The organism is Janthinobacterium fluminis, assembly GCF_028595325.1.
Taxonomy (GTDB): Bacteria; Pseudomonadota; Gammaproteobacteria; order Burkholderiales; family Burkholderiaceae_D; genus Janthinobacterium; species Janthinobacterium fluminis.
Map to the genome: position 1 here is coordinate 134036 of NZ_JAQQXR010000003.1, position 13776 is coordinate 147811.

General features: G+C 61.4%; 14 protein-coding genes. 1 reads left to right on the forward strand and 13 read right to left on the reverse strand.

Features of this window, described 5'->3' with window-relative positions:
• The first annotated feature begins 47 nt into the window (after positions 1–47).
• Positions 48–1769 carry a gamma-glutamyltransferase gene (gene ggt / locus OIK44_RS09380; protein ID WP_273670472.1) on the forward strand — a complete coding sequence of 574 codons (1722 nt, stop codon included), beginning with the start codon at positions 48–50 and terminating at the stop codon, positions 1767–1769.
• A gap of 64 nt (positions 1770–1833) precedes the next feature.
• Here ggt and OIK44_RS09385 read toward each other — a convergent pair whose 3' ends face one another.
• The 13 genes from OIK44_RS09385 to mnmG all read right to left on the reverse strand — a co-directional run bounded on the left by OIK44_RS09385 (position 1834) and on the right by mnmG (position 13568).
• Positions 1834–2256 carry a F0F1 ATP synthase subunit epsilon gene (locus tag OIK44_RS09385; RefSeq protein WP_273670473.1) on the reverse strand — a complete coding sequence of 141 codons (423 nt, stop codon included), beginning with the start codon at positions 2254–2256 and terminating at the stop codon, positions 1834–1836.
• Positions 2257–2315: 59 nt separating this feature from the next.
• A complete protein-coding gene (gene atpD, locus OIK44_RS09390) occupies positions 2316–3716 on the reverse strand; it encodes a F0F1 ATP synthase subunit beta (protein ID WP_273670474.1) in 1401 nt (466 codons plus the stop codon).
• 30 nt (positions 3717–3746) lie between these two features.
• Positions 3747–4622, reverse strand: coding sequence for a F0F1 ATP synthase subunit gamma (gene atpG / locus OIK44_RS09395; protein ID WP_273670475.1), 876 nt, complete (start codon positions 4620–4622; stop codon positions 3747–3749).
• 62 nt (positions 4623–4684) lie between these two features.
• Positions 4685–6226, reverse strand: coding sequence for a F0F1 ATP synthase subunit alpha (gene atpA, locus OIK44_RS09400; protein WP_273670476.1), 1542 nt, complete (start codon positions 6224–6226; stop codon positions 4685–4687).
• 75 nt (positions 6227–6301) lie between these two features.
• Positions 6302–6847 (reverse strand): F0F1 ATP synthase subunit delta, encoded by a 546-nt coding sequence (locus tag OIK44_RS09405; RefSeq protein WP_273670477.1) that lies wholly within the window; start codon positions 6845–6847, stop codon positions 6302–6304.
• A 2-nt stretch (positions 6848–6849) separates the two neighbouring features.
• Positions 6850–7320 (reverse strand): F0F1 ATP synthase subunit B, encoded by a 471-nt coding sequence (locus OIK44_RS09410; RefSeq protein WP_273670478.1) that lies wholly within the window; start codon positions 7318–7320, stop codon positions 6850–6852.
• 43 nt (positions 7321–7363) lie between these two features.
• Complete coding sequence (gene atpE / locus OIK44_RS09415) at positions 7364–7645, reverse strand: F0F1 ATP synthase subunit C (RefSeq protein ID WP_273670479.1); 282 nt, start codon at positions 7643–7645, stop codon at positions 7364–7366.
• Positions 7646–7703: 58 nt separating this feature from the next.
• Positions 7704–8510, reverse strand: a complete 807-nt coding sequence (gene atpB, locus OIK44_RS09420; protein WP_273670480.1) for a F0F1 ATP synthase subunit A — start codon at positions 8508–8510, stop codon at positions 7704–7706.
• 52 nt (positions 8511–8562) lie between these two features.
• Entirely contained in the window at positions 8563–8931 is a 369-nt protein-coding gene (locus OIK44_RS09425; protein ID WP_273670481.1) for an ATP synthase subunit I, read from the reverse strand.
• Positions 8932–9179: 248 nt separating this feature from the next.
• Complete coding sequence (locus tag OIK44_RS09430) at positions 9180–10067, reverse strand: ParB/RepB/Spo0J family partition protein (RefSeq protein ID WP_273670482.1); 888 nt, start codon at positions 10065–10067, stop codon at positions 9180–9182.
• A 43-nt stretch (positions 10068–10110) separates the two neighbouring features.
• Positions 10111–10881, reverse strand: a complete 771-nt coding sequence (locus OIK44_RS09435; RefSeq protein ID WP_273670483.1) for a ParA family protein — start codon at positions 10879–10881, stop codon at positions 10111–10113.
• Positions 10882–10992: 111 nt separating this feature from the next.
• A complete protein-coding gene (gene rsmG / locus OIK44_RS09440) occupies positions 10993–11640 on the reverse strand; it encodes a 16S rRNA (guanine(527)-N(7))-methyltransferase RsmG (RefSeq protein ID WP_273670484.1) in 648 nt (215 codons plus the stop codon).
• Complete coding sequence (mnmG, locus tag OIK44_RS09445; RefSeq protein WP_273670485.1) at positions 11637–13568, reverse strand: tRNA uridine-5-carboxymethylaminomethyl(34) synthesis enzyme MnmG; 1932 nt, start codon at positions 13566–13568, stop codon at positions 11637–11639. Before mnmG ends, rsmG begins: the two co-directional genes overlap by 4 nt.
• Between the last annotated feature and the right edge of the window lie 208 nt (positions 13569–13776).

Sequence of the window (13776 nt, forward strand, 5' to 3'; positions counted from 1 at the left end):
GCGTCCGTCATAAGCAAGGCGCCACCCAACCGAGGAGCACACAGCATATGAAAATCCACGCAATCGGCCATCCCCTCGCCGCCGCCGCCGTCGCCATCTGTTGCAGCACGCAGGCCGCCTCGCAGGCGCCGGTGGCGGCGCAGAACGGCATGGTCGTCACGGCCCAGCGCCTGGCCTCGCAAGTCGGCGTCGACGTCCTGAAAAAAGGCGGCAACGCCATCGACGCCGCCGTCGCCGTCGGCTACGCGCTGGCGGTGGTCTACCCGGCCGCCGGCAACCTCGGCGGCGGCGGCTTCATGACGATCCAGCTGGCCGACGGCCGCAAGACCTTCCTCGATTTCCGCGAAAAAGCGCCGCTGGAGGCGAACGCGCTGATGTACCAGGACAACGGCGGCAACGTCATCGAGGGCCTCAGCTCCTATGGCCACCTGGCCGTCGGCGTGCCGGGCACGGTCGCGGGGATGCAGTATGCGCTGGAAAAATACGGCACGATGCCGCGCGCCACCCTGCTGGCGCCGGCGATCGCGCTGGCGCAGCGCGGCTTCACGCTGGACGAGGGCGACGTCGACCTGCTGCTGACGGCCACCGCCGACTTCCGCAAGGACGCGCCGACGGCGGCGATCTTCCTCAACCGCGGCGAGCCCTACGCGCCGGGCCAGACGCTGGTGCAGCGCGACCTGGCGAACACGCTGCGCCAGATCAGCCGGCACGGCGCCGCCGGCTTCTACAAGGGGCCGGTCGGCGCCGCCCTGGTGGCCTCCAGCGCGGCCGGCAAGGGCATCCTGAAGCAGGCCGACCTCGACCAGTACAAGGTGCGCGAACTGGCGCCGCTCGAATGCGACTACCGCGGCTACCACGTGGTGTCGGCGCCGCCGCCCAGCTCGGGCGGCGTGGTCATCTGCGAAATCCTCAACATCGTCGAAGCCTACCCCTTGAAGGAGATGGGCTTTCGCGCCGCGCAGGCCGTGCACCTGCAGATCGAGGCGATGCGCCACGCCTATGTCGACCGCAACAACTACCTGGGCGACCCCGATTTCGTCAAGAATCCGCTGGAGCGCCTGCTCGACAAGGGCTACGCGGCCAAGGTGCGCGCCGCCATCGATCCGGCCAAGGCCGGCGTGTCGCAAGACATCCAGCCGGGCGTGGCGCCTCACGAGGGCAGCAACACCACCCACTACTCCATCATCGACAAGGCCGGCAACGCCGTTTCCGTCACCTACACGCTCAACGACTGGTTCGGCGCCAAGGTGACGGCGGCGCGCACCGGCGTGCTGCTCAACAACGAGATGGACGACTTCACCGCCAAGCCCGGCGTGCCGAATATGTACGGCCTGGTGCAGGGCGAGGCCAACGCGATCGCGCCGGGCAAGCGGCCGCTCAGCTCGATGAGCCCGACCATCGTCACGCGCGACGGCAAGCCGGTGCTGATCGTCGGCACGCCGGGCGGCAGCCGCATCATCACGGCCGTCGTCCACACCCTGCTCAACGTCATCGACTACGGCATGAATATCCAGGAAGCCGTCGACGCGCCGCGCTTCCACCAGCAATGGCTGCCGGACCTCACCAACGTCGAAGCCTTCGGCCTGAGCCCGGACACGGCCGCCATCCTCGCCGGCATGGGGCACAAGCTGGGGCCGGCGCAGGCGCCCAACCACATGGCCGCCATCCTCGTCGGCGCGCCGGCGCTGGGCGGCCAGCCGCGCGGCGCCATGCGCTACTACGGCGCCAACGACCCGCGCCGCAACAGCGGCCTGGCGCTGGGTTACTGAGGCGCGCCGCACGGACGAAAAAAAAGGCAGCCCAGGCTGCCTTTCTCATGTGCGCCCGCGTCGCTTAGTGCTTCGCGCGCAGTTTGGCGATCGCGGCCAGTTGGCCGATCGCCGCCGCCAGTTCGGCTTGCGCCTTGGCGTAGTCGATACCCGAATCCTTGTTCAGCATCATCTCTTCCGCCAGTTTCTTGGCGGCGCTCGCTTTTGCTTCGTCCAGGTCGTGACCGCGGATCGCGGTGTCGGCCAGAACGGTCACGGCATTCGGTTGCACTTCCAGCAGGCCGCCGGCGACGAAGACGAACTCTTCTTCAGCCTGGCCGACTACCTTGATGCGCACCGCGCCCGGACGGATGCGGGTGATCAAAGGCGTGTGCTTGGGATAGATCCCCAGCTCGCCCGCTTCGCCCGGCAACGCGACGAATTCCGCTTCGCCTGAAAAAATCAGTTCTTCGGCGGAAACCACGTCAACGTGAATTGTGTGTGCCATGTGTATCCTATCGGGTTGAAGAACCCCGCCCGGAGGCGGGGTTAGGCCCAAACTTAATGTTAGTTAAGTTTCTTGGCTTTTTCGATTGCTTCTTCGATCGTGCCGACCATGTAGAACGCTTGCTCCGGCAGGTGATCGAGTTCGCCCGACGCGATCATTTTGAAGCCCTTGATCGTGTCTTTCAGCGAAACGTATTTACCTGGGGAACCGGTAAACACTTCAGCGACGTGGAAAGGCTGCGACAGGAAACGCTGCATCTTACGTGCGCGCGCGACCAGCAGCTTGTCTTCCGGCGCCAGCTCGTCCATACCCAGAATCGCGATAATGTCGCGCAATTCCTTGTAGCGTTGCAGCGTGCCTTGAACGGCGCGGGCCGTGTCGTAGTGGTCCTGGCCGACGACCAGCGGGTCCAGCTGGCGCGAGGTCGAGTCGAGCGGGTCGACGGCGGGGTAGATACCCAGCGAGGCGATGTCACGCGACAGAACGACGGTCGAATCCAAGTGGGCGAAGGTGGTGGCAGGCGACGGGTCGGTCAAGTCATCGGCTGGAACGTAGACGGCCTGGATCGAGGTGATCGAACCGGTTTTCGTCGACGTGATGCGCTCTTGCAGACGGCCCATTTCCTCGGCCAGCGTAGGCTGGTAACCGACGGCCGACGGCATACGGCCCAGCAGCGCCGACACTTCCGTACCGGCCAGCGTGAAGCGGTAGATGTTGTCCACGAAGAACAGCACGTCTTTGCCTTCGTCGCGGAACGATTCGGCGATCGTCAGGCCGGTCAGCGCCACGCGCAGACGGTTGCCCGGCGGTTCATTCATCTGGCCGTAGACCATCGCCACTTTGGAGTTTTCCGGATTTTCCAGATCGACCACTTTCGCGTCGGCCATTTCGTGGTAGAAGTCGTTACCTTCGCGGGTACGCTCGCCCACGCCGGCGAACACGGACAAGCCGCTGTGCGCCTTGGCGATGTTGTTGATCAGTTCCATCATGTTGACGGTCTTGCCGACGCCGGCGCCGCCGAACAGGCCGACTTTACCGCCCTTGGCGAACGGGCACACCAAGTCAATCACCTTGATGCCGGTTTCCAGCAAGTCTTGCGACGGCGACAGTTCGTCGTACGCAGGCGGCTTGCGGTGGATCGAGGCGGTGCGCTCTTGCGAGACGGGGCCGCATTCGTCGATCGGGTTGCCCAGCACGTCCATAATGCGACCCAGGGTCGCTTTACCGACCGGCACCATGATAGGCTTGCCGGTGTTTTGGATCATCATGCCGCGACGCAGACCGTCCGAGGTACCCAGCGCAATGGTACGGACAATGCCGTCGCCCAATTGCTGTTGTACTTCCAGGGTCAGTTCCGAGCCTGCCATCTTCAAGGCGTCAAATACCTTAGGCATCGCATTGCGTGGAAACTCAACGTCCACCACAGCGCCGATACACTGAACGATTTTGCCATCAGCCATGTTCGTTCCTTCAAATATAGTTAAATTCGTTTAAACCGCAGCCGCACCGGCGACGATTTCGGAGAGTTCTTTGGTAATCGCTGCCTGGCGGGTCTTGTTGTAGATCAACTTCAACTCGCCGATCACGCTACCGGCGTTGTCGCTCGCCGACTTCATCGCAACCATACGCGCCGACTGCTCGGACGCCAGGTTTTCCGCCACCGACTGGTACACCAGCGCTTCAACATAGCGCTCCAGCAATTCGTCAATCACGCTTTGCGCATCGGGCTCGTAAATGTAATCCCAGGTGTGATTACCTTTGTCGCCCTGCATTTTTTCAGCGGCCAATGGCAGCAACTGCTCCATCATCGGCTCTTGCTTCATCGTGTTGATGAATTTGGTGTAGCACAGGTACACCGCGTCCAGCTTGCCGGCCTGGTACTCCTCCAGCATGGCTTTGACCGGTCCGATCAGCTTGTCCAGATGCGGCGTGTCGCCGATCTGCGTCGCCTGCGCGATCACCTTGACGCCAATACGGTTCAGGAAACCCAAACCTTTGTTGCCGATGGCTACAGCTTCAACCTTGTTGCCAGCCGCTTCCAGCTCGCGCGACTTGTTCGTCACCAGACGCAGCACGTTGGTGTTCAAGCCACCGCACAGACCCTTGTCGGTCGTGACGATGATGAAGCCGACGGCTTTCGCGTCCGTGCCCTTGGCCAGGGCCAGGAAGGGGTGCGTATATTCCGGATTCGCGCCTGCCAGGTTAGCGGCGATATTGCGAATCTTGTCACTGTAGGGACGGGCGGCCCGCATCCGGTCTTGCGCTTTGCGCATTTTGGACGCGGCGACCATTTCCATCGCCTTGGTGATCTTCTTCGTATTCTCTACGCTCTTGATCTTGCCACGTATCTCTTTGCCTACTGCCATGAGTCCTTACTCCTTGTGCGCGTTGGGCGGCGTCCCCAGCGAAGGGGGCGCCGCCTGGTCGCTTAATATGCGCCGGATTTTTTGAAATCAGCAACAGCGGCCGACAAGGCAGCTTCGCCTTCTTTGTCGAGTTGCTTGGTTTCTTCGATCTTGGCCAGGAGAGCAGCTTGCTTGGTCTTCATGTAAGCGTGAACGCCGGCTTCGAAAGCCAACACTTGCTTGACAGGCACGTCGTCCAGGTAGCCCTTGTTCACGGAGAACAGCGACACGGCCATCAGCGAGATCGGCAGTGGCGAGTACTGGGCTTGCTTGAGCAATTCCGTCACGCGCGCGCCGCGGTCGAGCTGCTTGCGGGTCGATTCGTCCAGGTCGGAAGCGAACTGCGCGAACGCAGCCAGTTCACGGTACTGCGCCAAGTCGGTACGGATACCGCCGGACAGGTTTTTGATGACCTTGGTCTGGGCGGCGCCACCGACGCGCGACACGGAAATACCGGCGTTAATCGCAGGACGGATGCCGGAGTTGAACAGCGACGTTTCCAGGAAGATTTGGCCGTCGGTGATCGAAATCACGTTGGTCGGCACGAAGGCCGACACGTCGCCCGCTTGCGTTTCAATGATAGGCAGGGCGGTCAGCGAACCGGTCTTGCCCTTGACGGCGCCGGCGGTGAACGCTTCGACGTAGTCGGGGTTGACGCGGGCCGCGCGTTCCAGCAGGCGGCTGTGCAGGTAGAACACGTCGCCAGGGTAGGCTTCGCGGCCTGGCGGACGGCGCAGCAGCAGCGAGATCTGACGGTAGGCAACCGCTTGCTTGGACAGATCGTCGTAGACGATCAGCGCGTCTTCGCCGCGGTCGCGGAAGTATTCGCCCATGGCGCAACCGGAGTACGGCGAGATGTATTGCATGGCGGCCGATTCGGCGGCCGATGCGGCGACGACGATGGTGTATTCCATCGCGCCATGCAGTTCCAGCGAGCGCACGATGTTCTTGATCGACGAGGCCTTTTGGCCGATCGCGACGTAGATACACTTCATGTTCTGGCCTTTTTGATTGATGATCGCATCAATCGCCACGGCCGACTTACCGGTTTGACGGTCGCCGATGATCAGCTCGCGCTGGCCGCGGCCGATAGGCACCATCGCATCGATGGATTTCAGGCCGGTCTGCATCGGTTCCGACACGGACTGGCGGGCAATCACGCCCGGCGCGATCTTTTCGATCGGCGCCGACATTTTCGCCTCGATCGGGCCTTTGCCGTCGATCGGCTGACCCAGGGCGTTGACCACGCGGCCAAGCAGCTCGGGACCGGTCGGCACTTCCAGAATGCGGCCGGTGCACTTGACCGTGTCGCCTTCGGAGATGTGCTCGTAGTCACCCAGAATGACGGAACCGACGGAGTCGCGCTCCAGGTTCATCGCCAGACCGAAGGTGTTGCCCGGGAATTCCAGCATCTCGCCTTGCATCACGTCGGACAAACCGTGGATGCGGCAGATACCGTCGGCTACGGAAATAACCGTGCCTTGGTTACGCACTTCAGCGCCGCCGTCAAGACCTTGGATCCGGCTCTTGATCAACTCGCTGATTTCAGATGGGTTGAGTTGCATACTAACTCCTAAAAGTGTTTCTCTCAGCTTGCGCGAGGGGTAAGGTTCTGTCTACGCTGGTCGGTAAGCCGTCGTTTACGACACCAGTGCAACATGCATTTGTTGCAACTTGGCGCGTACCGAGGTGTCGAGCACTTCATCGCCGACAACCACGCGCACGCCGCCGATCAGCGAGGCATCCACTGTCACGGCGGGGTTGAGCTTACGTTTGAATTTCTTTTCCAGCGTGGCGACCAGATCGGCCACCTGGGCGGCGCTCAGCTCGAATGCGCTCGAGATGTCGGCGTCAGCCGCACCTTCCACGCTGTTTTTCAACAGCTGGAATTGCGCGCCGATTTCCGGCAGCAGGCTGATGCGGCCGTTTTCCACGAGCATCGCCAGGAAGTTTGTCGCTTCCTGATTCAGCGGCGACTTCACCAGGGACGAAATGGCGGCGGCCACGTCGCTCTCCGAAGCTTTCGGATTGCGGGCAAACGCCTGCACCTCGGGGTGGTTGCCGATCTGTGCCAGTTCTGACACCAGCTCGGACCACGCCGCGAGGCTGGTCGATTCCTTACCAGCTTGGGCTACGCGGAACAAAGCTTCCGCGTAGGGACGGGCGACGGTTGCGAGTTCTGCCATGATTACAGCTCGACAGCGAGGCGCGCCAACAGATCGGCGTGGGCCGATGCCGTCACTTCGCGCTTCAGGATTTGCTCGGCGCCCTTGACAGCCAGGTCAGCCACCTGAGCGCGCAATTGTTCGCGTGCTTTCGACAGTTGCTGATCAGCGTCTGCTTTAGCTTGCGCAATAATGCGGTCCGCTTCGGCTTGTGCGTTGGCTTTGATCTCTTCCGCTACCAGTTGGGCGCGCTTTTCAGCGTCCGCAACCCGCGATTGAGCCTCTTCGCGCGCATTTGCCAATTCGGCTTGAGCGCGCTTCTCAGCGACTGCCATCGAAGCCTGACCCTGATCGGCCGCAGCCAATCCATCCGCGATTCTCTTGGCACGCTCATCCAGCGCCGTGTTCAGCGCTGGAAATACGAACTTCATCGAGAACCAGACCAACACCGCGAAGGTGATCATCTGGCCGATGAGCGACATATTGATGTCCATACCTTGCTCCTAACTAAAAGTTTCTCCTAGGGTTGGAGCAGAATTACTTACCAGCAGCAGCGATAACGGCGGTCAGGAACGGGTTGCTGAAGGTGTACAGCAGAGCAACACCAACGCCGATCATCGAAATCGCATCCAGCAGACCAGCGATAACGAACAGTTTGGTTTGCAGTTGTGGCATCAGTTCTGGTTGACGTGCGGACGCTTCCAGGAATTTGCCGCCCAAGATAGCAAAACCGAGTGCGGTGCCGATTGCGGCCAGGCCGATGATGATTGCTGCTGCCAGAACGGTCATGCTTTGTACTTGTGCGATCAGAGCTTGCATAAAATTCTCCTAAATTTAAAAACGAAAGATACTAAAAAACAAAATATAAAGTTGATGGTTAGTGCTTCTCAACCGCGAGGCTGAGGTACACCACTGTCAACGCCATAAACACAAAAGCTTGCAAAGTTACAATCAAGATATGGAAAATTGCCCATGGACCACCCAGCATCCACTGTGCCCACCAAGGCAACAACGCGATCAAGATGAAAATCAGTTCGCCGGCGTACATATTGCCGAACAGTCGCAAGGACAAGGAGATCAGTTTCGCGACCAGCTCGACCATTTGCAACAGGAAGTTGACGGGCGCCAGGAACACGACGGCGATGCCGTGGGCGTGGAAAGGCGCGGTGAACAATTCTTTGATCCAGCCGCCCAGGCCCTTGGCCTTGATCGAGAAGGCGATCACGCACAGCACGACCGAGAACGACATGGCGAAGGTGTGGTTGACGTCGGCGGTCGGGACGACGCGCAGATTGTGCACGCCGACATAGGTCAGCAGCTTGGGCAACAGGTCGACGGGCAGGAAGTCCATCGCGTTGAGCAGCCAGACCCAGACGAAAATCGTGATGGCCAGCGGCGCGATGACGGCGCTTTTCGCGTGGAAAGCACCCTTGATCGTGTCATTGACGATTTCCATGACCATTTCGACAAAGTTTTGCAGGCGGCCAGGCACGCCGGCCGTCGCTTTGCGCGAAGCCATGTAGAAAATACCCAAAAACACCAGGCCCAGAATGGCCGAAATCCAGAACGTGTCCAGATTGATGGTGCCTGCCTCATTGTGCAAATGGGTCAGATGGTGGGCAATGTATTCGGTCGAGTTTGCCGGGGCAGCATGGCCCGCTTCAACAGCGTGTTCTATGGTCATAATGAATTTAGATTTGTCGTTTCAAGACACAAACATGCCCTGAAACCAATGATTAAACAGCGAGCAATGAAAACCAGTAAGCCAAGGTTGCCACCGCGAAACCCAAGATCAGCCATAACCAGGCGGCCGACGGAAACAACACCAGTGCCAAAACAAACAGCACCACTGTGATAAATATTTTTACTAGTTCGGCCCGCAAATGCGCCCGAAATGCTTTATTGGCGTCGGCGGAGCCGCTGGCAACGAGCATCGCGTACATCAAACTGCCGATGACCGCGATCGCCCCGCCATAGGCGGCCGACCAAGCCCTGTGCGCATCAGCCAGCACGCTCACCAGGGTTGCAAAACAGACAGCAATTGCTAGCTGGAGGGCAACTACTTTATAGACTGGTTTGGCAATATTTTGCTTTGAATCGCTCACTTACCAAGTTCCCAGAAGAATCCATACACGCAAAGACACGGGATTATAGTTGGCTTTGATGTTACGAGTCAAACGTTGCTGCGCCGCAGCAGGGCGAATGCTGCGCGAAACAGACGCTTTGGGGGCGGTTTTGCGGCGCCTGGCGGTGGGCGCGCGACAATGCGCGCCCGGCGGGGGTGCTGCCACCAAAAGTAACAAACTGGGGCCGCCCGACATTATACGGGCGGCCCCGGGCGTTCATCCCGTCCTCAGCCGCCGCGCAGGCGGACCAGCAAACCGTCGAGCACGTCGAGGTCGGCGAAGTCGATGACCATCTGGCCGCGGCCCTTGCTGCCCATCTTGAAGACGACCGGCGTGGCCAGCGCGTCGGACAGCTCCTCCTCCAGACGGGTGATGTCGCCGGATTTTTCCTTCACGCGCGGCTCGGCCGGATTGGTCTGCTGCTCGAGGGTCTGGTTAACCAGCTTTTCCGTCTCGCGCACCGAGAGCCGCTTGGCGACGACCTGGTTGGCCAGCGTGATCTGCGTGGCGCCGTCGACGGCCAACAGGGCGCGGGCATGGCCCATGTCGATATCGCCGGCCATCAGCATCGTCTGCACGGGAGCGGCCAGGTTCATCAGCCGCAACAGGTTCGACACGGCGCTGCGCGAACGGCCGACCGCGTTGGCCGCCTGCTCGTGGGTGAAGCTGAAATCGGTGATCAGGCGGTTGATGCCCTGCGCCTCTTCCAGCGGGTTCAAGTCCTCGCGCTGGATGTTCTCGATCAGGGCCATCGCGGCGGCGGCCATGTCGTCGACGTCGCGCACCAGCACCGGCACCTCGTCCAGGCCGGCCAGCTGGGCCGCGCGGAAACGCCGCTCGCCGGCGATGATTTCATATTTAACAAGACCGCTCAGCGTGTCCTGGCCTATGGGGCGCACCAGAATCGGCTGCATCAGCCCCTGGGCCTTGATCGAGGCGGCCAGTTCGTTCAGGGCGCCCTCGTCCATCCGGGTACGCGGCTGATATTTGCCGGCTTGCATTTGCTTGACGGCGAGCGTGGAAGGCGCGCCCAGCTCGGGATTGCTGAAATCGCCGCCGCCGCCGAGCAGCGCGTCGAGGCCGCGTCCCAGCCCTTTGAGTTTTTTAGTTGCCATGCTGTCCTAATAGTGTGACGGTTGCCGCGCGCAGGCGCGGCGTTTACATATGTTTGATGCGTTCGACCATTTCGGCGCCGAAGGCGATGTAGGCCTGCGCGCCCTTGGAACTGGGATCGAAGGTCACGCCCGGCAAACCGTAGGACGGCGCTTCGGCCAGCCGCACGTTGCGCGGAATGATGGTCTGGAAAACCTTGTCGCCGAAGTGCTGCTCCAGCTGGGCCGACACCTGTTGCGACAATGTCATGCGCGGATCGAACATCACGCGCAGCAGGCCGATGATCTTCAAGTCCGGGTTCAGGTTGGCGTGCACCTTCTTGATCGTGTTGACCAGATCGGACAAGCCTTCCAGCGCGTAGTACTCGCACTGCATCGGGATGATGACGCCGTGGGCGGCGCACAGGCCGTTCAGGGTCAGCATCGACAGCGCCGGCGGGCAATCGACCAGGATGAAGTCGTAGTCGGCGTCGACCTCGGCCAGCGCATCCTTCAGGCGGCGCTCGCGGTTCTCCAGCGCCACCATCTCGACCTCGGCGCCGGCCAGCTCGCGGTTCGACGGCAGCACGTCGAAGCGGCCCGCCTCGGAACGCTGGCAAGCCGCCTTGACGTCGCACTCGCCCAGCATCACCTCATAGGTCGAGGCGGTCAAGCCCGCCTTGTTGATGCCCGCCCCCATCGTGGCATTGCCCTGGGGGTCCAGGTCGACCAGCAATACGCGCTGGTTCAGTTTGGCCAGCCCGGCGGAGAGGTTGACGCTGGTGGTGGTCTTGCCCACCCCGCCCTTTTGATTTGCAACGCAAAATATTTTGGCCATGTATGTTCTTGTTTTAAATGTATATATCGTTTATATGGTTTATTCCGTATAAATCGTTTATATCATTTATACGGTTTATATGATTTATACCGTATAAATGATTTATCACGTTTACTGCGATCTTGCAATAAATACCAGATGACGCTCCGCGTTCAGCCCTGGCACCTGTAAAGGCCGTAATTCCGTCACTTTCCACTGCTCCGGCAGTCGCTCGCGCTCGTCCGGCGGCGCCACCCCCTTCAAAGCGATGAATTGGCCGCCCTCGGCCAGCAAATGCCCCGACCAGTTGACGAAATCGGACAGGTCGGCGAAGGCCCGCGAGGTGATGACGTCGAAAGCCTGCTTGACCTGCAGCTGCTCGACCCGCATCGTGTAGACGCTGACGTTGGCCAGGCCCAGCTCCGCCTTGACCTGGGTCAGGAAGGCGGTTTTCTTGTGGACGGTGTCGATCAGCGACACTTTCATGTCCGGCCGCGCGATGGCCAGCACCATGCCCGGCAGGCCGCCCCCCGCCCCGACGTCGAGCACATTGGCGGCGCCGGCGAAGGCCGGCACGGCGGCCAGCGAATCGAGCACGTGCTGGGTCACCATCTGCAGCGGATCGCGCACCGACGTCAGGTTATAGACGGCATTCCACTTCGACAGCAGCGCCAGATAGTCCAGCAACTGCGTGATCTGCGCCTCGCTCAAATCGAGCTGCAGCTCGCTGACACCCTTGCTTAAAATCTGCGCCAGCGCGGCGCGGTCAAACTGCTTCATTGCACAACCTCGTCCTTCAAAGTAACAAATCCCCCGAAACCGCGCTTCTTCAAATGCACCAGCAGCAGCGAAATCGCCGCCGGCGTCACGCCGGAAATGCGCGAGGCCTGGCCCAGCGTTTCCGGGCGCTGCGTGTTGAGCTTTTGCCGCACCTCGATCGACAACGCGGTGATGTCCAGGTAGTTGAAACCTTCGGGCAATTTCAGGTTTTCATAGTGCTCGTGGCGCTCGATTTCCTTGCTCTGGCGCTCGATGTAGCCGGCGTATTTGAGCTGGATTTCCACCTGCTCGCGCACGGCGACATCGTCGACGCCGGGGCCGGCCAGCGCCTGGCCGTCCACGCCCGTCATGCTCATCAGCGTGTCGTATTCGACGTTCGGGCGGCGCAGCAGGTCGGCCAGCGAGTACTCGCGCTCGATCGCCTGGCCGACGATGCGCGCCGATTCGGCCGCCGCCAGGATGCGCGGATTGACCCAGGTGGAGCGCAAACGCTCCAGTTCCACGGCCACCGCCTCGCGTTTCGCCTCGAACGCCGCCCACTGGGCGTCGCCGACGCAGCCGAGCCGGCGGCCGATTTCCGTCAGGCGCATGTCGGCATTGTCCTCGCGCAGGCTGAGGCGGTACTCGGCGCGGCTGGTGAACATGCGGTAGGGCTCCTGCACGCCCTGAGTGATCAAGTCGTCGACCAGCACGCCCAGATAAGCCTCGGAACGGCCCGGCACCCAGGCGTCGCGGCCCTGGGTCAGCAGAGCGGCGTTCAAGCCGGCCAGCATGCCCTGCGCCGCCGCCTCTTCGTAGCCGGTGGTGCCGTTGATCTGGCCGGCGAAGAACAGGCCGGATACCTGCTTGGTTTCCAGCGAGGCCTTCAAGCCCCGCGGGTCGAAATAATCGTATTCGATCGCATAGCCGGGGCGCAGGATATGGGCGTTTTCCATGCCCTTCATCGACTGCACCAGGGCGATTTGCACGTCGAACGGCAAGCTCGTTGAGATGCCGTTCGGATAGAATTCATGCGTCGTCAAGCCTTCCGGCTCAAGGAAAATCTGGTGCGATTCCTTGCCGGCGAAGCGGTGGATCTTGTCCTCGATGGACGGGCAATAGCGCGGGCCGACGCCTTCGATGACGCCGGTGTACATGGGGCTGCGGTCGAGGCCGGCGCGGATGATGTCGTGCGTCTGCGCGTTGGTGTGCGTGACCCAGCACGGCAGCTGGCGCGGATGCATGGCGGCCTTGCCCATGACGGAAAACACCGGCACGGGATCGAGGTCGCCCGGCTGCTCCTGCATCACGGAAAAATCGATGCTGCGGCCGTCGATGCGCGGCGGCGTGCCCGTCTTCAGGCGGCCCTGCGGCAGCTGCAATTCCTTCAGGCGGGCCGACAGGGAAATGGCGGGCGGATCGCCGGCGCGGCCGGCCGAGTAATTGTTCAAGCCGACGTGGATCTTACCGTCGAGGAAAGTGCCGGCCGTCAGCACAACGGCGCGGGCGAGGAACTTGATGCCGATCTGCGTGACGGCGCCGACGACGCGGTCGCCCTCCACGATCAGATCGTCGACGGCTTGCTGGAACAGCCACAGGTTCGGCTGGTTCTCCAGCCGCGTGCGGATCGCCGCCTTGTACAGGATACGGTCGGCCTGGGCGCGGGTGGCGCGCACGGCCGGCCCCTTCGAGGAATTCAGGATGCGGAACTGAATGCCGGCTTCGTCGGTGGCGATCGCCATCGCGCCGCCCATGGCGTCGACCTCCTTGACGAGGTGGCCCTTGCCGATGCCGCCTATCGAGGGGTTGCACGACATCTGGCCCAGGGTCTCAATGTTATGCGTAAGCAAAAGAGTCTTCTGGCCCATGCGGGCGGAAGCGAGGGCCGCCTCGGTGCCGGCGTGACCGCCGCCGACAACGATAACGTCGAATTCAGTAGGAAATAACATGATGGAATTGGTAAAGGCGAGGAGATGGGTCAGATTATAGAGTCTTTTTACTGACGAGGCCCGTTGCTGCCCATATTTTCATCGATGCGCGGTCCTGTTCCACGTGGAACAGTGCGCCGGAGCGGCGGCCCGCGCCGCCATTTTGTTCCACGTGAAACAGCAACAACATTGGGGTCAGGTCTAGACATGGCGGTTTACGGCGATGCCA

Bases quoted from the DNA above. Each gene is read 5' to 3' on its own strand.
- ggt (WP_273670472.1), top strand. From the start codon at position 48: ATGAAAATCCACGCAATCGGCCATCCCCTCGCCGCCGCCGCCGTCGCC.
- OIK44_RS09385 (WP_273670473.1), bottom strand. From the start codon at position 2,256: ATGGCACACACAATTCACGTTGACGTGGTTTCCGCCGAAGAACTGATT.
- atpD (WP_273670474.1), bottom strand. From the start codon at position 3,716: ATGGCTGATGGCAAAATCGTTCAGTGTATCGGCGCTGTGGTGGACGTT.
- atpG (WP_273670475.1), bottom strand. From the start codon at position 4,622: ATGGCAGTAGGCAAAGAGATACGTGGCAAGATCAAGAGCGTAGAGAAT.
- atpA (WP_273670476.1), bottom strand. From the start codon at position 6,226: ATGCAACTCAACCCATCTGAAATCAGCGAGTTGATCAAGAGCCGGATC.
- OIK44_RS09405 (WP_273670477.1), bottom strand. From the start codon at position 6,847: ATGGCAGAACTCGCAACCGTCGCCCGTCCCTACGCGGAAGCTTTGTTC.
- OIK44_RS09410 (WP_273670478.1), bottom strand. From the start codon at position 7,320: ATGGACATCAATATGTCGCTCATCGGCCAGATGATCACCTTCGCGGTG.
- atpE (WP_273670479.1), bottom strand. From the start codon at position 7,645: ATGCAAGCTCTGATCGCACAAGTACAAAGCATGACCGTTCTGGCAGCA.
- atpB (WP_273670480.1), bottom strand. From the start codon at position 8,510: ATGACCATAGAACACGCTGTTGAAGCGGGCCATGCTGCCCCGGCAAAC.
- OIK44_RS09430 (WP_273670482.1), bottom strand. From the start codon at position 10,067: ATGGCAACTAAAAAACTCAAAGGGCTGGGACGCGGCCTCGACGCGCTG.
- OIK44_RS09435 (WP_273670483.1), bottom strand. From the start codon at position 10,881: ATGGCCAAAATATTTTGCGTTGCAAATCAAAAGGGCGGGGTGGGCAAG.
- rsmG (WP_273670484.1), bottom strand. From the start codon at position 11,640: ATGAAGCAGTTTGACCGCGCCGCGCTGGCGCAGATTTTAAGCAAGGGT.
- mnmG (WP_273670485.1), bottom strand. From the start codon at position 13,568: ATGTTATTTCCTACTGAATTCGACGTTATCGTTGTCGGCGGCGGTCAC.